We start from the raw sequence: 22884 nt of genomic DNA, 5'->3' as shown, positions 1-22884 counted from the left end.
ACCTGCCAACATTAGGACTATAAAAATGACAATCCTAAGCTCTACTGCGGCTGCCCAGGCACCTGCAGCCAGTGTCGACCAGCGCCTGACCAACCTGCTGCTACGCAAATTGATGCCCCTGCTCGTCGTGGTCTATGTGATGAGTTTTCTCGACCGCACCAACATTGCCCTGGCCAAAGCCAGCATGGGCGTCGACCTGGGGCTTTCCGCCGCGGCGTATGGGTTGGGTGCCGGGCTGTTCTTCCTGACGTATGCGCTGTTCGAAGTGCCCAGCAACCTGATCATGCACAAGGTCGGTGCGCGCTTCTGGATCACCCGCATCATGATCACCTGGGGTCTGCTCTCGGTCAGCATGGCCTTGGTCCAGGGCGAAACATCCTTCTACGTGATGCGCTTGTTGCTGGGCGTCGCCGAGGCCGGACTGTTTCCCGGCGTCATGCTCTACCTGACGTATTGGTTCGATCGCGAGCAACGTGCCCGGGCCACCGGTTATTTTCTGTTGGGCGTGTGCCTGGCCAATATTCTCAGCGGCCCCGTCGGCGGCGCACTGCTGCAACTGGAAGGCCTGCTGGGCTGGCATGGCTGGCAATGGCTATTCGTGGTTGAGGGCCTGCCCGCAGTGGCTCTGGCCTATGTGGTGTGGAAGAAGTTGCCCGACGGTCCCTCCTCCGCGCCCTGGCTGTCAGCGGCTGACGCGCGGGAGATCGAAGATCGCCTGAACGCCGAGAAAGACGCCGCCCCCCAACAAACCCGTCTCAGTCAGATGCTGCGCGACAAACAGATCTGGCTCGCCATCGTCGTGTACTTCGTGCATCAGATCACCATCTACACCGTGATCTTCTTCCTGCCCGGCATTATCGGTACCTACGGCGCACTGTCGCCGTTGCAGATCGGCCTGCTCACCTCCGTGCCCTGGATCGCCGCCGCCATCGGCGCAGCCACCTTCCCGCGGCTGGCCACCTCTGCACAGCGTTGCCGGAGCATTCTGTTTTTTGGGCTGCTGACCATGTCTGCCGGGCTGCTGCTGGCCTCATTGTCCAATTCGTTCATTGGCTTGATCGGCTTTTCGCTGACGGCACTGATGCTGTTCGTCGTGCAATCGATCATCTTTGTCTTCCCGTCCAGCCGCCTGAGCGGCACCGCCCTTGCGGGTGGCCTGGCCTTCGTTACCACCTGCGGCTTGCTGGGCGGCTTCGTCGGTCCATCGGTGATGGGCTTGATCGAACAGACCACCGGCAGCACCCGCAATGGTTTGCTGGTGATTGCCGGATTATTGGTAGTCGCCGCCCTGGTCAGCACACGTCTGCGTCAGGGTCAGGAACAGACAGCAGGCTGATTGAGCCTACCGGGAGGTTGATGCGAGGGAGGTTGACGGTTGAGAGAGCGACGGCGGAAGAACAGCCGCCGTCGCCTCAGGGTGCATCGATCAGATGCGGAAGGTTCCCACCAGACGCTGCAACGTGGTTGCTTGCTGCTCCAGGTCGGCACAGGCTTCGAGGGTCGATTTCAGGTTGTCGACCCCATCCTGATTCAAGGCGTTGATTTGCGTGATGTCGACGTTGATCGACTCAACGACGGCCGTCTGCTCCTCGGTGGCGGTGGCGACCGATTGGTTCATGCCATCGATTTCACCGATACGGCCCGTGACGCTGCTCAAGCGTTCACCGGCCTGATTGGCGATGGTGACGCTGGTTTCGCTCTGGCGCTGGCTTTCGGTCATGGTCACCACGGCTTCGCGCGACCCTACCTGCAACTCTTCGATCATCGTCTGCACTTGCTGGGCCGAGTCCTGGGTGCGGTGCGCCAGATTGCGCACTTCATCGGCCACCACGGCAAAACCTCGGCCCGCTTCCCCTGCCCTCGCCGCCTCGATGGCGGCATTCAGCGCCAGCAGATTGGTCTGCTGGGAAATGCTGGTGATCACTTCGAGGATCTGCCCGATGTTGACCGTCTTGCCGTTCAGGCTCTCGATGTTGATGCAGGACTCGCTGATTTTTTCCGACAGTAGATTCATCGCCTGGATGGTCTGCTGAACGACCTTCTGACCATCGCCAGCCAGATGACTGGCGTCGCTGGAGTGCTGCGAGGCAAGCGCCGCGTTCTGCGCGATCTCCTGCGCTGCGGCACCCAGTTCATTGATGGCGGCCGCAACGCTGCTGGTGCGGTTGGCTTGCTCGTCCGAGTTGACCATGGACGAGTTCGACGCGTACACGACTCGCGCTGCCACTTCACTGAGATGAGCGGCGGTGCCAGCCACTTCGCGAATCGACGCATGGATACGTTCAACGAAACGGTTGAAGGATTGCGCCAGCGCGCCGAACTCATCCTGAGAGTCGATGGACAGGCGCTTGGTCAGATCACCCTCACCGTCGGCGATGTCCTGCATGGCACGGCCCATCTGGTGCAACGGCTGCATGAGCAGGCGAATCAGCAGGCCCAGCAGCAGGACGACGAAAACCACGACCACCACCATCGCGGTCAGCGCCGAGGTACGGAACTCACTGAGCATTGAATACGCGGCGTCCTGATCGAGCACCAGCGCCACATACCAGTTCGCGGAGGCGAGACCATCGACATGGGTGAAGGAGATGAATTCAGTCTTGCCCGATGATTTGACTTCGGTGACCCCTGGAACGATTTTCGGCGTACCGGTCGGGTAAGCCTCGCTCAGGTTTTTCAGCACCAGCTTGCTGTCCGGGTGAACCAGGATCTTGCCGTCCGCACTGACGATAAAGGCGTAGCCGTGGCCGCCAAAGTTGAGCGAGTTGATGGTGTTGCTGATGCTGTCCAGCGCGATATCGGCACCCGCCACCCCGATAAATTGGTTGTCATGCCTGACCGGTGTGGCCAGGGTGACCACCAGCTTGCCCGAAGAGGCGGCGATATAAGGTTCCGTCACGATAGTGCTTTGGGCGCTTTCAGCCGCCTTGTACCAGCCACGCTGACGCGGATCGTAATCGGCAGCACGATTGCCCGCCGGGATGGAAAACATGACACCGTCATTACCGCCGAAATAACTCAGCTGGAAATTGTCGAGGTAAGCCGGTAGCCCGATCGCCCGTTGAAGATTCGCCGGGGACTTTCCATCGACGGCAATCTGTTGGGCCAGCGACTGCAGCAACTGAGTCCGGCTTTCCAACCAGGTCTGGATGTTATGCGTGGTCAGATTGGCCAGCTGTTGCAGTTCGGAGACCACGTTGGCACGCACGGTTTGACGTTGTCGATAATCGTTAACGGCAATAAAACTGGTAAAAGCGACAACAATAATTAACGTGGCGGCGAGCAGAATCTTCCTGCTGAAGCCCAGATTTCTGATCATGCGAGCGTATCCACTACTAAGAATGACAACGGCGTGTTCGCCGCGCAGGCGAACAGGGGGATTGCGATGCAGCGTTGTACGGACTTACGCAATGAAAAGGAAGTCACCGGATTAAGAAGATCAGGTTTTTTTTGACCCACTCATATCCGGCCTCACCTGATCACAACATCTCTGTTCACAACAGCTCGGTTTACAACAGGCCTGTTTCCAAATGGCAGCGCACCAAGTTGTCGTCGGCCTTGCCCTTCGCCGCCAACAGTGCCTGCGGTTTGTTACAGCCTGTGGTGGCGCGCGGGCAGCGGTCGCGGAAAAAACAACCGCTGGGCAGATTGCGGTTACCGGGCAGTTCGGTGGGCGCAGCGACCTGGGCGTTATCCAATGGCGCGCCAAGACGCGGCACCGCTTCCAGCAACAGGCGCGTGTAAGGGTGGCGCGGTTGTTCGAGCACCTCGGCGGCGCTGCCCAGTTCGACGATCTGCCCCAGGTACATCACCGCCACGCGGTCGGCCATGTGCCGGACCACGGAAACGTTGTGCGAGATCAGGATGTAGGTCAGGTCACGACTGCGTTGCAGCTCACGCAGCAAATTAAGGATCTGCGCCTGTACCGAGATGTCCAGCGCCGAGGTCGGCTCGTCGAGGACAATGATGTCCGGGTTGGAAGACAGCGCCCGGGCGATGGCGATGCGTTGCCGCTGCCCACCGGAAAACTGGTGGGCGAAGCGGTCCATGTACTCGGTACGAATGCCGACTTGAGCCGCGACTTTGGCGGCGATGTCGCGCATTTCCCGACGCGGCGCCGCGCGCTGGACGAACAGCGGCTCGGTGATGATCTTCCAGATCGGCAGACGCGGATCGAGGGATGACTGCGGGTCCTGGAACACGATCTGCACATTACTGCTGCGCTCGCGGGTGTCGTTATAGACCCAGTCCAACGTTCCGCTGGTGGGCTTGATCAACCCCATCAACAGTTGCGCCAGAGTGCTTTTGCCACAGCCGGACTCACCGACCACGCCCAGGGTTTCACCGGCGCGGACTTCCAGATCAATGCCGTTCAACGCATGAGCCAGGCCCTTGGGGCGACCCAGCCAATCGTTGCCCACCGGGAAATGCACCCGCACATTGTTCAGGCCGAGAATCGCCGGGGTGTCGCCGGGCAGTCGTTTATGTGCAGTGCTGATCATGATGATTGTTCCTGTACGGTCAGCCAGCAGGCGCTCTTGCGCAGGCCGCTGGGGTCAATGGCGTGCAGTGGCGGGCGTTTGCTGCAGACCGGCATCGCGTACAGACAGCGGTCGCGGAACGTGCAACCGGCGGGCAGCGCGGCAAGGTTCGGCACCTGGCCGGGAATGGTCAGCAGGTCCTCGCCCGGCTGCACCTGTTCCGGCAGACCGCTGAGCAGACCCCGGGTATACGGATGGCGTGGATCGACCATAACCTCGCCGGTCGCACCCTGCTCCACCACGGCACCGGTGTACATCACGTAGACCCGATCGCAGAACTGCGACACCAGCGCCATGTCGTGGGTGATCAGCAGGATGGCCGTGCCACGCTCACGGGCTTTTTCCCGCAACAGCAGCAGCACCTGACGCTGCACGGTGACGTCCAGCGCGGTGGTCGGTTCGTCGGCAATCAGCAGCTGCGGATCGCAGGAAAATGCCAAAGCGATCATCACCCGCTGACGCATGCCGCCTGACAGTTCGAACGGATAGCTTTCCAGCACCTGTTCGGGATCGGCAATGTGCATATCGCGCAGCAAGGCAATGGCCTTGGCCCGCGCCTCGACCTTGCTCAGGTGCTGGTGATGGATGATCACGTCGAGCATCTGCCGACCGATGCGGCGGGTCGGGTTCAGCGCGGTCATCGGCTCCTGAAAGATCATCGCGACGTCACGGCCACGGACGTTCAGCAGGTCTTTTTCCTTGGCCGCGAGCATGTCGCGACCGAGTATGTGCAGGCTACCGCCACTGACGTGGTAACTGCGCTCGGGCAACAGGCGCAGGCTAAGCATGGCGGTTACCGACTTGCCGGAACCGGACTCGCCGATCACACCGACGATTTCACCCGGATTGACGTGCAGCGAGACGCCGTTGAGGGCCTTGACTGTGCTGCGGTAGGCCGGGAACTCCACGCTCAGATTGTCGATGGTCAGGACTGGCGTGTTGATGCGCGGCACTGGCCCGTTTACTTCTGGAAAGGTCTGCATGGTCATTTCCCCTGCTGGCGCGGGTCGAGCAAGTCGCGCACGCCGTCGCCCAGCAGATTGAAACCGGTGGCGGTGATCAAAATCGCCAGGCCGGGGAACGTCGAATACCACCATTGATCGAGGATGTAGTTGCGTCCAGTGGCAACCATCGCGCCCCACTCTGCCGTCGGTTGCTGCGCACCGAGGCCGATGAAGCCCAGGGCCGAGGCCATCAGGATCGCGCTGCCAATGTCCAGACTCAATTGCACCAGCAACGGCGGCATGGCGTTACGCGCCACGTGCCAGAGCACGATGTGCCAGCGCCCGGCGCCAAAGGTCTGCGCGGCCTTGACGTAACCCATCTGGCGGATGCTCAACGCCTGACCCCGGGCCAGACGCACATAGAACGGAATCCGCACCAGGGTGATCGCCAGCATCGCGTTGAACAGGCTCGGGCCAAGCGCGGCGGCCAGGGCCATGATCAGCACCAGCGACGGCACCGACAGCATGATGTCCATCAAGCGCATGGTCAGACTGTCAAAGCGCCCGCCGATGACCCCGGACATGCAGCCCAACAGCCCACCGATCAGACACGAGGCGAAGGCGACGAACAGGCCGACCCCGACCGATTGTTGGCTGCCGTACAGCACCCGACTGAACAGATCGCGGCCGACTTCATCAGTGCCGAACCAGTGCGCGGCGGACGGCGGTGCCAGGCGATGCACCAGATCCAGTGCGTTGGGGTTGTGGGGCGCCAGCCACGGCGCGCACGCCATGCACAGCAGGACCATCAGGGTGATCGCCAGACCGGCCATGGTCAGCGGACTGCGACGGATCTGGTAGCCGAGGTAAGCGAACTTCTCCCGCCAGCGCGGGGTTTGCGCCAGCGGCGCGACGGTCACAGACGTAAGCGGAGTCGTCATATCAGTTGACCTCACCAATGCGGGGATCGATCAAGCGGTAAAGCAGATCGATGGCCATGTTGAGCAGCACATAAATGAAGGACACCAGAATCGCGAAGCCCATCACCGCCGGAAAATCCAGCGACTGGATCGACTTGACCACGTAGGCGCCCATGCCTGGCCAGGCGAAGACCGTTTCGGTGAGCACCGCACCGTAGAGCAAGTCACCCAGGGTCAGGCCCAGCACCGTCACCGACGGAATCAGCGCGTTGGGCAGCGCGTGGCGCAGGATCACCGCCCAGCGCGACAAGCCATAAGCCCGCGCGGTGCGAATGTAATCCTCGCCAAGCTGGTCGAGCATCGCTGAACGAATCTGCCGGGCCACGACCCCGAGGTTGACGAAACCCAAGGTCACCGCAGGCAGGATCAAATGCTGCAAGGCGTTGGAGAATAATGCGCCGTCCCCGGCCAGCAGCGAATCGATCAGATAGAAGCCGGTACGGGTCGGCGGTGGTTCGAGGCCTTCATCGAGGCGACCGCTGCCAGGCAACCAGCCCAAATGGCCGTAGAACAGCACGATCAAGCCCAGCCCGAGCCAGAATGCCGGAGTAGAAATACCAGTGACTGCCAGCGTGCGTGCGATCTGGTCGATGGCGCGGTTGTGGTACACCGCCGAGAGCACGCCCAATGGCACGCCGACCAGAATCGACAGGGTCAAGGCGGCCAGCGCCAATTCCAGGGTCGCCGGGAAATACGCCTGCAAATCTTCGAGCACCGGCCGACTGGTGCGGATCGAAGTGCCGAGGTCGCCATGTAGCAGGTCAAGCATGTAGCGGCCGTATTGCTGATACAGCGGCAGGTCCAGGCCCAATTGATGGCGGATGTTGGCGACAATGGCGTCGCTGGCGCGTTCGCCCGCGATCAACCGGGCTGGATCGCCGGGGATAAGATGGGAAATCGCAAAGGTGATCAACGAAACACCGACGACGACCAGCAACAGGCCGAACAGGCGTTTGCGCAAGATATTCAGGAAGGCCATGAGGCACCTCGGTAACGCTACGGATCAGCAGCGATAAATGCCTGCCGTGGGCACAACGCTGCAACGCCCCCCGTGCAGGCGGGGTCGCTGGAGCGATAACGACGATTTACTTGGTAATGGTGTCGAGGTTGAACACTTCTTCAAGCATCGGGTTGAACACGTAGCCTTTGACCGCATCACGCATCGGCAGCGTGTAGCTCTTCTGGTACAGGTAGGCGTAGACGCTGTCGTTGAGGACGATTTTCTGCGCTTGCTGGTAGAGTTCGGTGCGCTTGGCGGTGTCGTTGTTCGAGGCGGCGTCCCGGATCAGCTTGTCGACGGCCGGGTTGTCATAGAACGAACGGTTGCCCGCCAGGCCTTGCAGCTTGGAGTCGAACCAGAAATTCATGAACATATAGGGGTCGGCGAAGTCCGGGCTCCAGGAACCTATGGCGATATCGAAGTCGCCAGTGCCCAGGCGCTCACGCAGGGTCGCGTTGGCCAGTTTCTCCATCTTGAGATTGACCCCCAGCGGCGCCAGGCCAGACTGCAGGGTCAAGCCGATAGGCTCCCAGTTCGGGTCCTTGTCCGAATACATGAAGTTCAGGCTGCTGATTTTCCCCGGCGCTTTCGCCAGATCAGCCTTGGCTTTGGCCACGTCCTGCTTCATCGACGGCAGCTTCGAATCGTAGGCCCACATGCCCTGCGGGATTGGCCCGTTCATGGGTTTGGCCTTGCCCTTGAGAATACCGTCGATGATGCCGTCATAGTCCAGCGCATCGACGATGGCCCGACGTGCATCCGGGTTGTTCATCGGCGCTTTCTTGTTGTTCAGGTACAGGTAGGTGACGCGCAGCGAAGGATAGTCGCCAACCACTATCCCGGATTTTTTGCCCAGCGCATCGAGCTGGTCTTCGGGCATGTCTTCGATGATGTCGAGGTCACCGTGCTCCAGTTGCAGGCGGCGTACCGACGCCTCGCCAATGATCTTGATCACGACTTTCTTCAGCGTCGGTTTGGGACCGCTGAAATAGCTGTTCTGCTCCATGGTCAACGACTGACCTTTCTGCCACGAGACCAGACGGAAGGCACCGGAGCCGGCGGTATGCGTCGACAGGTAGGCGTTGACGTCATCGGATTTCTTCGCAACGTCCGGGTTGATGATGGCGCCGCCGTTATGCGCGAGGGTATAGAGAAACGGCGCATACGGCGCTTTCAGGGTGAAGCGCACGGTCATCGGATCGACCACTGTCACTACCATGTCGTCGGGGAAGGCACCGGACGGCCCTTGCTTGAGTTTCATCAAGCGGTCGAAAGAAAACTTCACCGCGTTGGCGTCCACTTCGGCACCGTCATCGAACTTGTTGCCGGGTTTGATCTTGAATTCCCAGATCAGGCTGTCAGCTGATGTGGTCCAACTGGCGGCCAGATCGCCCTGCACCTCGGTGCTGCCCTTGCCGTTCTCGACCTTGTAGGCCACCAGTTTCTGGTAGGACGGATAGGTCACGGTCCAGTCGTTGTTATCAATGGTCACGGCCGGGTCGAGGGTCTGAGGGTCGGCGGGTTTGCCGATCATCAGCGTGTCTTTCGGTACGGCGGCGCTGGCCGACTGCCAGGCGCCGAGGCCCAGAGCTGAACACAGCAAGGCCATGGCCAATTTGCGCGGGGTGAAGAGTGGATTCATGCCGGTTCCTTGATCATTCGATGTATGGAAGTTCGTCGGGTTTTTTATTAAAGCTATACCGGGCAGTTGAAGCTCGAGCGCTCGCAGTGAGCGTTCGTAAACGGCCAACCCTTGCCTTACGCACAAGGATTGAGCCGGATTTACGCCGGGATTCATTGTCGTCCCGGTCATGTCAGGCAGTGTCACGGTCCAGCACAGGCTGTACAGGTGTCGTCGTTAAAGGGGTTATCGGTCAGTGGCTGGCCGGACGGATCGAACCGTCGTCGATCAATGGGTAAGCATCGGCATCAGGCAGTTCGTAATGCCACCATTCGCTGGCAATCGGCTGGAACCCCGAGCTCAACATGATCCCCAACAGCAGCAGGCGGTTACGTTGCACGGTGGATGGCAGGTCGGCGAAGAACTGGTGGGACTGCTCACGCATGTCGTCAAAACCGGTGCCCATGTCCAGTGGCTGGCCGTCGGCGTCGATCAATGTCAGATCGACCGCCACACCACGGCTATGGTGCGAACCGAGCGCCGGATCACGCACGTACTCCGGATTCGGCAATGCCTGCCACAACAACAGTTGGGCGTACGGCGGGCGGTAGGCATCGAGGATGCGCAGGCTCAGCCCGGCCTGGCGCGCCAGACGGCTGGCCATGCGCAGGCAGCGTTCGGCATCGCGGTGCAGCAGGCAGCGTGGATCCTGATAAATCGGTGCGCCAGCCAGGTTATCGGCACCGGCGTAGATCAGATCGACTTCGACCTGCAGCGCGTGGGCATCGACTTCGACAAGTGGGCTGCTGTTCACTAAACACTCCAATGAAAAGTAAGGCGGTGGTCATCATGTTGCCGGTTCGATCGCCCAGGAGCGGCTATTCGAACTGGCCGAAAAGCTCTTGCAGCTGTCTGTTTTTCGCCAGACGCTCGTCCAGACGATCGCCGTATTTTTCCGCCACGGCTGACACCATCAGGTTGAACAGGCACGCCAGCGGCGCCACGGAATCCCAGAACTGACCGACATCGGACTTCAGTTGCAACAGGTCCATCGGGTAATCCCGGGCCCACGGGCAGTGGAAGTCGGTGATAAAGGCCAGGGGCAGATGGTGGGTGCTGGCGACCTCGCAAAACGTGCGGGCCACGCTGGAATAAGTGCGGAAGTCGGCAATCACTGCGTAGGGATTTTCGAAATTTGAATTCAGTGACTCAGCGTAAGTCCCGGACAGGCCATCAACGTAGTAGACCTTGGGCCGGATGTACTCAAGGTGGCTGTGGAACGCGTTGAGAATGCCGCGGGTGGTCTGGATGCCGACAATAAACACCGCATCGGCGGCGTACAGGCGCTCGACGATGTGGGCGAACTGCTCGCTACGGGCCAGGCCGTATACATGCTGAATGGCGTCCAGCTCCCGAGCCAATGAACGGTCCAGGGCATCGCCGTGGGTGCTTTCTTCACGAAAGGCGCCAAGCCGGTCTGTGATCACCCAGGGGTTACCCGAATCACCGCGCAGGCTTTGTTTGACGTCGTCCAGGTTGCGATAGCCCAGCGAACGCAAGAAGCGCCCCACCGAGATGCCGGTGGTCCCGGTTTGCTGCGCAATGCTGTCTGCAGTTTCGAAGGGCAACTTCTGCGGATTGGCCAGCAGATAGCCCGCGATACGCTTGCCGGTCGGCGTCAGGCTGGTGAAGCGCTGCTCCAGCGTGGTTAGAAAGCTGCTTTTTTCCGTGGAATTCATGCTGGATTCAGCGCCCCGACTCAGCGGAAAATGTTAGAAAGCATTCATATCGTTGCAATATGTTATCAACATAACATTCGATTTCAGCCTGACACAATGGCTTTTTTGCAGAAATTTTCAGAGGGGTATTTGTTGAGTCAAGGTGGTGCGCGGTGGAGCGGGAATGCCCGGTTTACGGGCAAAAAATGGGCGTCTGATCAGCCCTTTTTCGCGGGCAAGCCCGCTCCCACAGGTCGCGTGGTTCCAGTGGGAGCGAATTTATTCGCGAATAGCTTGATGCGGTGTATCAGACGTGCGGATCACCCGGGTTTTTTAACGGGATCGCATATTGCGGCTTCAGGTGGCCTTCCTTGTCGAGCAGCCAGGCGTCCATGATCTGACGCACCACAGGACCGGCCACGCGGCCGCCGGCTTCACCGTTTTCAATCATCACCGAGACTGCGATTTTCGGCTTGGCCGCCGGGGCGAAGCCGACGAACAATGCGTTGTCGCGGTTGCGCTCCAGGGTCTTCAAGCGGTTGTAGCGCTCACCCTGTTTGATTGCGACCACCTGGGCCGTACCGCTTTTACCGGCAATCCGGTATTGCGCGCCAACGGCGGCGGCCCGGGCGATGCCGCGCGGGTCGTGCATCACCATCTGCATACCGTGATTGACCTGATCCCATTCACTGGCGTCACGCAACACGATGTTGGGCATCGGATGCTCATCGACCGGCGCTACGCCATCGACCGTTTTCGCCAGATGAGGTCGATTCCATACGCCTTTGTTGGCAATCAGTGCCGTAGCCTGAGCCAGCTGCAACGGCGTCACCTGCATATACCCCTGACCGATACCGAGAATAACGGTTTCGCCAGGGAACCAGACCTGTCGTCGGGTGGCTCGCTTCCACTCACGGGACGGCATCAGCCCTGGCGCCTCTTCGAACATATCCAGCGAGACTTTTTGCCCCAAGCCAAACATGGTCATGTAGTCATGCATACGGTCAATGCCGAGCTTGTGCGCCAGGGTGTAGAAGTAGGTGTCGTTGGAACGCATGATGGCGGCGTCCATGTCCACCCAACCATCACCGCTGTGGTTCCAGTTGCGGTATTTGTGGTCGTAATCCGGCAGTTGGAAAAATCCAGGGTCGAACACCCGCGCCTGCGCCGTGACCACGCCGCTGTCCAACCCTGCAATCGCGACCTCTGGTTTGATCGTCGAACCGGGCGCGTACAACCCGCGCAGCACGCGATTGAACAAGGGTCTGTCGACGGAATCGCGTAGCGCTGCATATTCCTTGAAGCTGATACCGGTGACGAACAGGTTGGGGTCGAAACTGGGTTTGCTGACCATGGCCAGCACTTCGCCGGTCTCCGGGTCCAGCGCCACCACCGAGCCGCGCCGATCCCCCAATGCATCCTCGGCGGCGACCTGAAGATTGGCATCCAGACTCAGGACAATGTTTTTGCCGGGGATCGGGTCCGTGTGCTTGAGCACTCGCAACACCCTCCCCTGGGCGTTGGTTTCGACCTCTTCATAACCGACATGGCCGTGCAGCTCCGCTTCATAGAACTTCTCGATGCCGGTCTTGCCGATCGATTGGGTGCCGCGGTAATCCACGGAATCCAGTTGCTTCGATTCTTTTTCGTTGATCCGGCCGACGTAGCCAATCGAATGGGCAAAGTGCTCGCCCAACGGATAATGCCGAATGAATTGCGGCTCGACGTCGATCCCCGGCAGGCGAAACTGATTGACGGCAATCAAGGCGATTTGTTCTTCGGTCAATTCATACAACAGCGTCACAGGGTCGAAGTGATGGCGGGCCTGCTTCAAATCCTTGTCGAACAGAATCCGGTCTTCTTCGGGTAACTGCAGAATGCTGATCAGCGAGTCCAGCACCTGACTCCAATCCCCGGAGCGCTCACGGGTCATGATCAAGTTGAAACTGGGCCGGTTATCCGCCAGCACCGTCCCGTTACGGTCGTAGATAATCCCTCTCTCCGGGGTGATCGGCAGCACATGCACCCGGTTGTTCTCTGAAATCGTCGAGTGATACGCGAACTCGGTCACCTGCAGAAAATACATTCTGCCCACCAAAATACAGCTCAACACCGCCACGATCAGACCACAGACCATCAATCTTTTATTGACCAGCTGCTTCTCTTTTTCGTGGTCCTTCAAGGGAATTGGATCAGGCATTTCTACAGCTTCTCGTTGAAAAAAAGGGTAAACGTCACAAATTGTGACGCACGATACCAAGAAGTACGCGCCGATATGAATTCATCTGCCGAACGCCACCCTTGAAGTCGATCCTAAGCTGCGTTTGCAGCTGACCGGTGCGGTGATTTTGTGCTCTTTACATTTATGTCCGGAGAAACGGTATCGTGTGTCGCAACGGCCGGCCAGAACAGATTCCAGCCCTACATAGCGCGTGCCAGCAGCGCCGCTCACAGATGTCCAGCGTGTCAGTTCGGAAACACTAATGCCGAAAAAATCAAACAGCGGCGCGGCTGCCGTTGTTGCCCCCGCATTGCAAAAACCCTCGAACCTGACATTGATCGATGTGGCGAAGGTGGCGGGTGTGTCGCCGATGACCGTCTCGCGCGCCCTGCACCGTCCAGAACTGGTGAGCGAGCGCACTCGGGAAAAGGTCCGCGAGGCTGTGCGCGCCACAGGTTATGTACCGAACATGCTGGCCGGTGGCCTGGCGAGCAACAAAAGCAGGCTGGTGGCGATTTTTCTGCCGACCATTGCCAACTCCATTTTTGCTGACACTGTTCAGGCATTGATGGATCGCTTGACGGAAGCCGGCTACCAGACGCTGCTGGGGCTCACCGGCTACTCGGCGGAACAGGAAGAAGCATTGCTCGAAGCGGTTCTCGGGCGTCGCCCCGATGGCATCGTCCTCACCGGCACCCTGCACACCGAGGCCAGCCGCTTGCGCCTTGCCCAGGCAGGCATTCCCGTGGTGGAGGCCTGGGACCTGAGCGAAGCCCCGATTGACATGCTGGTCGGGTTTTCCCATGAACAGGTGGGCGAAGCGACGGCTCGCCATCTGCTCGACAAGGGCTACCGTCGGTTCTCGGTCATTACCATCAGCGACCCCCGCGGCTTGCGGCGCTGTAAAAGCCTGATCGCTGAACTGGAGCGACAGGGCATCACCGATGTCCCCATTGAGGTGTTGTCACCCCCTGCCACGCTGGAAGTCGGTCGCGAAGGCCTTCGCCGTCTGCTGAAACAAGAAACGCCCCCCGACATTGTGGTCTGCAGTTCGGACACCGTGGCTCAGGGTGTGCTGGCCGAAGCGGCCAGTCGTGGGTTGCGGGTACCTGCTGACCTGGCGGTGATGGGTTTCGGTGATCTGAGCAGCGCGGCACAGGTCTATCCGGCCCTTTCCACCGTCAAAGTAGATGGCTCGCGTATTGGGTTGCAGGTAGCACAGGCCTTGCTGGATCGCTTCCGCCATCCGCTGAGCGATCAGTCACCCGTGCGCATCGATACCGGTTTCAGCTTGATCGATCGCGCCAGCACCTGATTCCCCTGCCAAAACGAAGCGGTTTTGGGTGAACGATGCCGTTGAATGATTGCGCAATCAGTGTAATATCCGACCACAGAGCTGCCCCTCCAAAAGCAGTTCACTTTTTTAACATTGAATGATTGCGCAATCATCGATTTGAAACCATAGAGCTGAAACACCGCTTCAGGAGCGTTACCGCCCAACCGATTCGCCGCACCGTTTTCACCATAAGGAAAATAAAAAGTGAACAACCCTATGCACGCCATAGCGACGAAAACCAACGTCCGCTATCTGATCCTGGTGATGATTTTCATCGTCACCGTGTTCAATTATGTCGACCGGGCGACCCTGTCCATCGCCGCACCTAGCCTGCGCAAGGATCTTGGCTTCGATGCCGTGACCATGGGCATCGCCTTCTCCGCCTTCGGCTGGGCCTACACCTGGCTGCAAATTCCCGGGGGGATTATTCTCGACCGCTTCGGTTCACGTCTGGTGTTGGGGATAAGCCTGATCATCTGGTCGGTGCTGACCTTTTTACAGGGCTACGTAGACCTGTTCAGTTCAGCGTTCGTCGCCCTGTTCGTGCTGCGCTTCCTGATGGGCGTGGCAGAAGCGCCCGCCTTTCCGGCCAACAACCGCCTCACCGTCATGTGGTTTCCGCGCCACGAGCGGGGCCTGGCCACGGCGGTGTTCCAGTCGGCGCAGTACTTCGCGCTGGCGGCCTTCACCCCGATCATGGTCTGGACCCTCAACGTCTGGGGCTGGCAGCAGGTGTTCTTCGTGACCGGTGCGGCGGGCATCCTGATCGGCTTGCTGTGGTTTCGCATGGTCCATGAACCGCGCAAGGACAAGCGCGTCAATCAGGCTGAAATCGACTACATCGAAACCGGCGGCGGCCTGCCCTCGATGGGTGATGCCCCTACCCCCTTCAGTTGGAAACGCGTACGGGCGATTGGCGGCAACCGGATGATGCTCGGCATCTACCTGGGCCAGTTTTGCCTGACGTCCATCACCTGGTTTTTCCTCACCTGGTTCCCGACCTACCTGATCGAAGCCAAGGGCATGACCCTGCTCAAGGTCGGTCTGGTGGCGGCTATCCCGCCCATCGCCGGCTGCCTGGGCGGCATGATCGGCGGCCTCTGGTCGGACTCGATGCTGCGCAAGGGCTTCAGTCTCACCGCCGCCCGCAAGACCCCGATCATCTGCGGCTTGTTGCTATCGAGCAGCATCGTGGTAGCGAACTACACACCGTCGATCACCCTGGTCATCCTGGTGATGTCGATCGCCTTCTTCGCCAAAGGCGTCGGCAACCTGGGCTGGTGCATCGTCGGCGACGTATCGCCCAAGCGGGCCATGGGCGTCAGCGGTGCCATGTTCAACTTCTGCGGCAACCTGGCCAGCATCGTTACCCCCATCGCCATCGGCGTAATGATCAACCAACAGGGCTCCTTCGATGTCGCGCTGATGTATGTCGCGGCCATGGGCTTGTTGGGCGCCTTCTCGTACCTGCTCATTGTCGGCCCGCTGAAACGCCTCGACCTGGACGACTCGGAAGATCCGCCCCTGGAAGCGGCTCCGATTGCCTCGACACCGATTGACCTGGCTCGGCCACGTCGGTAACTCCCCCTCTTTTTTGAAATTGATCACCAGGAGAGCCCGCATGCTCACTCAAGCACAAAACATCAAGTCCTCGGATGACGACCGCATCGCATGGGTCCGGGTTTCCTCAGTATTCCTGCCACTGGCCAACCCCATCAGTGACGCGAAAGTCCTGACCGGCCGCCAGAAACCGATGACCGAAATCGCCATGCTGTTCGCCGAGATCGAAACCGTCGACGGCCATCGCGGTCTGGGCTTCAGTTACTCGAAACGTGCCGGCGGCCCGGGCCAATTCGCCCATGCTCAGGAAATCGCCCCGGCGTTGATCGGTGAAAACCCCAGCGACATCGCCAAGCTCTGGACCAAACTGTGCTGGGCTGGCGCATCGGTGGGCCGCAGCGGTCTGTCCACTCAAGCCATCGGCGCGTTCGACGTGGCGTTGTGGGACCTGAAAGCCAAACGGGCCAACCTGTCGCTGGCCCGCTTGCTGGGTGCACAACGCGACTCCGTGCGCTGCTACAACACCTCGGGTGGCTTCCTGCACACCCCGCTCGATCAATTGATGAAGAACACCGACCTGTCCCGTGAAAAGGGCATCGGCGGGATCAAACTCAAAGTCGGCCAGCCCGACAGCGCGCTGGACATCCACCGTGTCAGCAGCGTGCGTAAACACCTGGGCGACGACTTTCCGCTGATGGTCGATGCCAACCAGCAATGGGACCGGCCCACCGCGCAGCGCATGTGCCGCAAGTTCGAGGAATACAATCTGGTCTGGATCGAAGAACCGCTGGACTGCTACGACGCTGAAGGTCACGCCGCTCTGGCCTTGCAATTCGACACCCCAATCGCCACGGGCGAAATGCTCACCAGCGTGGCCGAGCATGCCGAGTTCATCAAACTGCGCGGGGCTGACTTCCTGATGCCCGACGCACCGCGCGTCGGTGGCATTACCCCTTACCTGAAAGTGGCGTCCATGGCCGAGCACGCGGGCCTGATGCTGGCCCCGCATTTCGCCATGGAGTTGCACGTTCACTTGGCCGCAGCCTACCCGACCGAACCCTGGGTCGAGCATTTCGAGTGGCTGGAGCCGCTGTTCAACGAGCGTCTTGAGACTCGGGACGGCCGCATGCTCGTGCCGACCCGTCCGGGCCTGGGCCTGACCCTGAGCGAACAAGTCAAGGCCTGGACCGCGCAGCAGGTGGAAGTCGGTAAGCGGGCGTAATGCTGAAACCGCCCGACTGAACATTCAGCCGGGCGATTCCCTGATTGAGCCAACACATAGGAACAATAAAACGTCGCCGATTACGCCCTGCCGGGTGTGGCGGCATTTTTCAGCATGGGCACCCTGCGCAAACTTCAATAATTGAGTCGAGCCGTTTAAAACAGGATCAGCGGATGCGCCGAGTCAGCCGACTATCTCCGTTCCGTCAGCTTCGACGCCAAAAACCTGTGCTCCGGTGAAAACAGCCGTCTGTAGGTGAGCAACACTGCACACACGGTCCCCAGCCCGGAAGCGGCCGCGATCAGAAACATGATGATGATTTGATAACGCACCGCCTGAATCGGCGATTGGCCCGCCAGTACCTGGCCGGTCATCATCCCGGGAAGGCTGACCAATCCGACCACCGTCATTTGATTCAGCGTAGGAATCATCCCGGCTCGCACCGCCTGACGCGCCGGGCCTTGTGCGGCTTCCCAGCGTGAGGCACCGAGCGCCAGGCTCATTTCCACCACGCTACGACCGGCCGTCAATTCCTGAGTCATCCGCTCAATGCCCAGCGATACACCGGTCAGCGTATTGCCGAGAATCATCCCGAGAATGGGGATTGCATACTGCGGCTCATACCAGGGATGAATCCGAATGATCGCGAACAGGCCGACGGCAGTGACCAACCACGAACTCAGCCAGATTGAAGCAATGCTGTCGATTCGCTGCCCCGCGTAGGTGCGCCGCCCTCGATCCGAAGCCGACAGTCCCGCAATCAGGGTCATCCCGGCCATCAACGCCAACACGACATACCACTGCGCGAAGTTGAACACCCACCCCAACACGTAACCAATGGCGAGTAGCTGCACGACAGTCCGGACCGCGGCCCAGGCGAGCTTGCGCTCCAGATCAAGTTTCAGGACCAGCGAAAGCAGGCCGTTAATCAGGATCAACGAGGAGGCAATACCGATGTCCAGGAGCGACAGGTTCTGATAGTTCATGATGCCGTTTGCTCGCTCAATGTACCCGCCTGCATCGTTAGCCGACGCTCACTCATGCGCTGCGCCTGTTCTTGATTATGGGAGATCCAGATATAGGCGCGGCCGTCCTGTTTAGCACCCTTGAACCAGGCCCCGACCAATGACTCGATCTCCCTGGATGATTCCGGGTCCAGTGCAGCGGTGGGCTCATCGAGTAGAAGCACGTCAGGCTGCAATTGCAGCACCCTGATCAGCGCGGCGATTTGAGCTTCTCCGCCCGACAGTTCGCTGGAGTGTTTACCGAGGAAGCGATCATCCCTCCCCGCCTGTTCGGCCAGCCGTAAAACGGCGGCGTGGTCGAACCTGAGGTCCTGATAGACCTTCAGGGTAAAGGGGTAGCGTAGATTTTCCTCGACTGTCCCCTCGAGCATTGCTGGACGCTGGGCGATGTAACTGACGTGGCGGCGGTACGCCGGAATTGCCGAGCCTGACACCGGTTCATTACGCCAGAACACGCTGCCCCCATCCAACGAGTCAAGCAACGCCAGGGCACGAAGAAACACGCTTTTCCCCGACCCCGAAGACCCGGTGAGGGCAACGCGATCACCTCCTGACAAGGTGAAATCCGTCTCATTGAGCAGATTCTTACGGGTTTTCGCGTCATATCGGACAAGTCCGGATGCTTTGATAAAGATCACTCGACAATTTTCTCGATATAAAAAGCAGCGGTTTCACAGATGCCCCTACCATAACGCAGAGGGGCTCTTACCTATAACCCCGGGCTTGTAAGTTGAACAACTGGGCATAACGCCCTCCGGCCGCGATCAAGCTCTGGTGATTACCGCGCTCAAGCACCCGCCCCTGATCCAGCACAATGATGTGATCAGCGTTACGCACACTGGAAAAGCGATGGGAGATCAGCAACGTCATGCGGCCCTTGGCATGCTCGCGAAAGTGTTCGAACACGGCCGCTTCTGCGGCCGCATCGAGGGCCGCGGTGGGCTCGTCGAGGATCAGAATGTCGGCATTGCGGCGCATGTAGGCGCGCGACAGTGCGATTTTTTGCCATTGCCCACCCGACAGTTCCTGCCCGCCCGCAAACCATCGGCCTAATTGGGTCGCATAGCCTTGATCGAGACGCTCAATGAATTCCGCCGCCATGCCTTGGGTGGCGGCTTCGCGCCATCGGGTTTCGTCGCCGAACGCGTCGATGTCACCCACACCCAGGTTTTCGCCCACGGGCAGTTGGTAGCGGATGTAATCCTGAAAGATCACCCCGATACGCCGGCGCAACGCGTCCTCACTCCAGTCATTGATATCGCTGCCGTCGAGCAGAATGCGGCCCTGATCCGGCCGATACAGGCGGGTCAACAGCTTGATCAGCGTAGTCTTGCCCGAACCGTTCTCGCCGACCAACGCCACGCTGCTCCCGGGCACCAGATGCAAATCGATATTTTCCAGCGTGGCATGGCTGGAATCCGGGTAACGAAAGCCGACGCCCTCGCAGCGCAAACCATCGCCAGGTAATACGCCTTGGGTGAGGCTCCCGGTTTCGACAATCACCGGCTGCGCCAGGTATTCATAAAGATTGGACAGGTACAGACCGTCCTCGTAAAGCCCGCTGATGGCGCTGAGGCTGCTGCTGACTGCTGTCTGCCCCTGCTTGAACAACACCAGGTACATCGTCATCTGCCCAAGGCTGATGTGGCCATTCACCGTGTCGATCACCACCCAGGCGTAGGCCAGATAAAACGCGCTGGTACCGAGCAGTCCCAGCAGGAACCCCCAGCTATCGCGACGGAGCGTGAGGCGCCGGTCTTCAGCATAGAGCCGCTTGAACGTGTCCCGATAACGCTGGAGCAAGAGCGGCGCAAAGCCGAATAACTTGACCTCTTTTATATAGGTTTCATGAGAGAGCAGCGTTTCGATGTAGTTTTGATGCCGGCTTTCAGGAGCGCGGCGGGTGAACAGGCGAAAGGCATCGCCGGAGAAATGGGCTTCGGCGAAGAATACTGGCAAGGCGCCGAGCAGCAGAATCACCAGCGCCCAAGGCGAAAAATGCACCAGCAACACCGCGAAGCTGATCAAGGAAATCAGGTTCTGAATCAGGCCAAGGGACTTGGTCACCAACGCCAGTGGCCGCGTCGAGGCCTCGCGGCGCACGCGAACCAGTTTGTCGTAAAAGTCTGAGTTCTCGAACTGAGTCAGCGACAGCGTCTGGGCCTTTTCCAGAATCAAGGTATTGACCTTCTGCCCCAACTGCACCCTCAACAGTGACTGCTGAACCGAGAGCCCGCGTTGCGCACCGGCCAATAACCCGAGAACCCCGGCCTCAAACAACACGTAACGCAACACTGGCCACAGAGGCGCACTGCCCTGCTCCGCATGCAACCGCATGGCGGCGACCACCGCGTCGACGATGCGCTGCCCGAGCCAGGCGGCCAACGCAGGGAGAACACCCGCCACCAGCGTCGCCAGCACCAGGCCCAGGAACAGTCCTCGCGAGGTGCTCCATACCAACTCCAAGGCACGCCTCGCCTGGTCGAAAAAAGAAGCGAAACGGCTGACAACAGGCATGCGACGGATGGCTCCTGGAGGAAGGTGAGGCTGAACTGGGTCGCGATTCTGCCCGGAGGGCGTAGGAGCTGACTTGTCTGCGATAGGCCGGGGTCGCGTCCGACACGAAGGACCTTCCGGCGGCGGTGAATCCACCATTTTTGCCAGCGCTTCGGTCGAGCGCGACCCCGGACGGATCGCAGACAAGTCAGCTCCTACAGTCGATCGGTGCCTGACTTAATATTTATATATTATTTTTCAACGACTTATAGGTTGTTTGATAGGCGGGACGAAAGCTTTCGCAGTTCGGCCCGCCGGTTAACAGATTTAAGCAAGCGCCAGCTGGACTACCTTGTAAATCACCATCCCCATTGCCACGACCAGGTAGCCTCGCAGCACCCCCATCCAGATGCGATTGCGTTGCGACAACACCATCGGCGTCAGTTGTGCCAGTGGCGGCATCCGCCAGGAGTACATCATTTTTTGGGTGAAGGTGACGGTGTTGTCAGACAACGCCCCTTTGTCGGCTTCTTCGCGGGCGTGCAACACATTCACGGCAATGGCGACAATGAGCCCTACCATGCCGCCACCAATCAAGATGTTGGTGATGGTTTCACCGGACATATTCGGAAAAGCCACCGCAGTGGTCAGAATGATCGACAGCAGCACCAGCACCGCCACGATCACGGCAGTAATCACGTTAGTGAAGCGTTTGTTCGTCCATGGACCTAGCACCTCCTTGTCATTGCACAGCAGCAGCAAAAACACGGTGGCGCTCGGCAGCAGCACGCCGGCCAGCGTCTGTACGGCGTTGGTCAGCAGGCCCAGCGGCACACCGGGAATCAGTACCAGCGCTGCGGCGAGCGCGATCAGGCCGCAGTACATCACGTAAAAGCCCTTGGCATCGCTTGGCTTGCGGTGCAGTGAATGCTTCAGGCTCAGTACATCACCCAGCGCATAGGCGGTCGACAGCGACACCGCCATTGCGCCGATGATGCTGGCGTCGATCAGTGCGATCGCAAATAGTACGCCTGGGAGACGCCCGTGGTATTTGGCGATACCCGTTGCGATAGCGCCGGCATCGGTGAACTGGCCAAACTCTGGGTGACCGACAAAAACTTGCGCAGTGAAGGCAATCATTGCCACCGCGCCAATCACCACCAGCGCGATGCCCAACCACAGGTCGGCGCGCTCGTACTTGATGAAGCGCGGAGTGATGCGCTTGTCGATCACGTAGCTTTGCTGGAAGAACAGCTGCCACGGCGCCACGGTGGTGCCCACGATACCGATTACCAGCAGCAACACCTCCGACAGCTTGCCGTCAGTAGGCAGTTGCGGGACGAGAAAGTCGTGAGCGACTTGCGCCATGGGTGGATGGATCATCACGAAGATCGGAACCAGGAGCAGGCTGCCCACCACCAATATCAGCGAGAAGCGTTCGAAGCGCCGGAAGTCGCCGGTACAGGCGGCGAGCATGATGAACACCGCTGCCACACACACACCGGCCACCTTGGGCACACCGAGGAACTCCATTCCGAGGCTGATGCCGATGAACTCGGTAACAATGGTCAGTGCGTTGAGGATGAACAGGTCGATCGCACTGAACGCACCCCAGAACTTGCCGAAGCGCTCAATGATCAGCCGGGCGTGACCGACACCGGTCACGACGCCCAGACGCAGCACCATTTCCTGGTTTACGTAAAGCACCGGGACCAGCAGTGCCATTGTCCACAGCAGCATGGTCCCGTAGTTCTGGCCGGCTTGGCCATAGGTGCTGAACGCACCGGCGTCATTGTCACCCACCATCACGATCAACCCGGGGCCGAGGATGGCCAGAAGCGTTTTGAAGCGCTGCCTCCAACCATTGCGAGGGGCAATGTCGTCATAACGGATGGTACCGAGTGCTCCGCGGATGTCTCCGACGTGGGCGCTGTCGAGAACAGCGGTTTCAATCTTCAAGTTGGACATAATGAAATCTCTCCAAAAGCGTAACGCTGGATGCCGCTTTCGATTCCTGCCGGACAGGCACGCCTGTATTCCCCCTCTCCAGGCCACTGCCTGTGGCCGGCACTTAGAGCGGAAAATCAGACATCCTGATGCAGCGGAAAACGCAATAAACGGGTCATACACCACCGACCAAGGGAGGTCAGGGTTCTGAGGAGGTCACGCGGAGAGGAATGGAGGGACGCGCGGGAGAGATCAACCAGAGATGGTTTTACG

The 22884-nt window shown here is 59.7% G+C and carries 17 protein-coding genes and 1 pseudogene; 4 read left to right on the top strand and 14 right to left on the bottom strand.

The genetic code is table 11. The annotated features are described in order from the left end of the window. Positions 1-25 precede the first annotated feature (25 nt). The gene (locus tag AC1MEE_RS05895; RefSeq protein ID WP_480414375.1) at positions 26-1336 is read left to right on the top strand and encodes an MFS transporter; all 1311 of its coding nucleotides are present in this window, start codon (positions 26-28) and stop codon (positions 1334-1336) included. A 90-nt stretch (positions 1337-1426) separates the two neighbouring features. Here AC1MEE_RS05895 and AC1MEE_RS05890 read toward each other — a convergent pair whose 3' ends face one another. From AC1MEE_RS05890 to mrdA, 10 genes and pseudogenes are all read right to left on the bottom strand, one after another. Further along, positions 1427-2191 carry a methyl-accepting chemotaxis protein gene (locus tag AC1MEE_RS05890; protein ID WP_480416163.1) on the bottom strand — a complete coding sequence of 255 codons (765 nt, stop codon included), beginning with the start codon at positions 2189-2191 and terminating at the stop codon, positions 1427-1429. Between the two features lie 90 nt (positions 2192-2281). Continuing rightward, positions 2282-3319 (bottom strand): annotated as a pseudogene (locus AC1MEE_RS05885) (HAMP domain-containing protein); the annotation flags it as partial. A gap of 190 nt (positions 3320-3509) precedes the next feature. Next, a complete protein-coding gene (locus AC1MEE_RS05880) occupies positions 3510-4502 on the bottom strand; it encodes an oligopeptide/dipeptide ABC transporter ATP-binding protein (protein ID WP_480414374.1) in 993 nt (330 codons plus the stop codon). Then, positions 4499-5530 carry an ABC transporter ATP-binding protein gene (locus AC1MEE_RS05875; RefSeq protein ID WP_480414372.1) on the bottom strand — a complete coding sequence of 344 codons (1032 nt, stop codon included), beginning with the start codon at positions 5528-5530 and terminating at the stop codon, positions 4499-4501. Before AC1MEE_RS05875 ends, AC1MEE_RS05880 begins: the two co-directional genes overlap by 4 nt. Beyond that, positions 5527-6426 carry a D,D-dipeptide ABC transporter permease gene (gene ddpC, locus AC1MEE_RS05870; RefSeq protein WP_480414371.1) on the bottom strand — a complete coding sequence of 300 codons (900 nt, stop codon included), beginning with the start codon at positions 6424-6426 and terminating at the stop codon, positions 5527-5529. Before ddpC ends, AC1MEE_RS05875 begins: the two co-directional genes overlap by 4 nt. A gap of 1 nt (position 6427) precedes the next feature. Then, positions 6428-7444, bottom strand: a complete 1017-nt coding sequence (locus AC1MEE_RS05865; RefSeq protein WP_480414370.1) for an ABC transporter permease — start codon at positions 7442-7444, stop codon at positions 6428-6430. A gap of 106 nt (positions 7445-7550) precedes the next feature. Further along, on the bottom strand, positions 7551-9107 hold the full coding sequence (locus AC1MEE_RS05860) for an ABC transporter substrate-binding protein (protein WP_480414369.1): 1557 nt from the start codon (positions 9105-9107) through the stop codon (positions 7551-7553). Between the two features lie 232 nt (positions 9108-9339). After that, positions 9340-9900, bottom strand: coding sequence for a D-alanyl-D-alanine dipeptidase (gene ddpX / locus AC1MEE_RS05855; protein ID WP_480414368.1), 561 nt, complete (start codon positions 9898-9900; stop codon positions 9340-9342). Between the two features lie 64 nt (positions 9901-9964). Beyond that, positions 9965-10825 carry a MurR/RpiR family transcriptional regulator gene (locus AC1MEE_RS05850; protein ID WP_480414367.1) on the bottom strand — a complete coding sequence of 287 codons (861 nt, stop codon included), beginning with the start codon at positions 10823-10825 and terminating at the stop codon, positions 9965-9967. 286 nt (positions 10826-11111) lie between these two features. Further along, positions 11112-13004 carry a penicillin-binding protein 2 gene (mrdA, locus tag AC1MEE_RS05845; RefSeq protein ID WP_480414366.1) on the bottom strand — a complete coding sequence of 631 codons (1893 nt, stop codon included), beginning with the start codon at positions 13002-13004 and terminating at the stop codon, positions 11112-11114. A 283-nt stretch (positions 13005-13287) separates the two neighbouring features. Here mrdA and AC1MEE_RS05840 point away from each other — a divergent pair, with 283 nt between their 5' ends. The 3 genes from AC1MEE_RS05840 (at position 13288) to AC1MEE_RS05830 (ending at position 17143) form a co-directional block, all read left to right on the top strand. Then, positions 13288-14340, top strand: coding sequence for a LacI family DNA-binding transcriptional regulator (locus AC1MEE_RS05840; protein WP_480414365.1), 1053 nt, complete (start codon positions 13288-13290; stop codon positions 14338-14340). Between the two features lie 237 nt (positions 14341-14577). Next, on the top strand, positions 14578-15942 hold the full coding sequence (locus AC1MEE_RS05835) for an MFS transporter (RefSeq protein ID WP_480416162.1): 1365 nt from the start codon (positions 14578-14580) through the stop codon (positions 15940-15942). A gap of 40 nt (positions 15943-15982) precedes the next feature. After that, positions 15983-17143 (top strand): L-talarate/galactarate dehydratase, encoded by a 1161-nt coding sequence (locus AC1MEE_RS05830; RefSeq protein WP_480414364.1) that lies wholly within the window; start codon positions 15983-15985, stop codon positions 17141-17143. Positions 17144-17334: 191 nt separating this feature from the next. Here AC1MEE_RS05830 and AC1MEE_RS05825 read toward each other — a convergent pair whose 3' ends face one another. From AC1MEE_RS05825 to AC1MEE_RS05810, 4 genes are all read right to left on the bottom strand, one after another. Continuing rightward, positions 17335-18129, bottom strand: a complete 795-nt coding sequence (locus tag AC1MEE_RS05825; protein WP_480414362.1) for an ABC transporter permease — start codon at positions 18127-18129, stop codon at positions 17335-17337. After that, positions 18126-18806, bottom strand: a complete 681-nt coding sequence (locus AC1MEE_RS05820) for an ABC transporter ATP-binding protein (RefSeq protein WP_480414361.1) — start codon at positions 18804-18806, stop codon at positions 18126-18128. The genes AC1MEE_RS05825 and AC1MEE_RS05820 overlap by 4 nt, the downstream gene beginning before the upstream one ends. Positions 18807-18873: 67 nt before the next feature. Then, on the bottom strand, positions 18874-20685 hold the full coding sequence (locus tag AC1MEE_RS05815; RefSeq protein ID WP_480414360.1) for an ABC transporter ATP-binding protein: 1812 nt from the start codon (positions 20683-20685) through the stop codon (positions 18874-18876). A gap of 306 nt (positions 20686-20991) precedes the next feature. Next, the gene (locus tag AC1MEE_RS05810; RefSeq protein WP_480414359.1) at positions 20992-22632 is read right to left on the bottom strand and encodes an Nramp family divalent metal transporter; all 1641 of its coding nucleotides are present in this window, start codon (positions 22630-22632) and stop codon (positions 20992-20994) included. Positions 22633-22884: the final 252 nt, after the last annotated feature.

Source organism: Pseudomonas sp. ASL3 (genome assembly GCF_056680425.1).
This window is presented reverse-complemented; position numbering and strand designations above follow the sequence as displayed.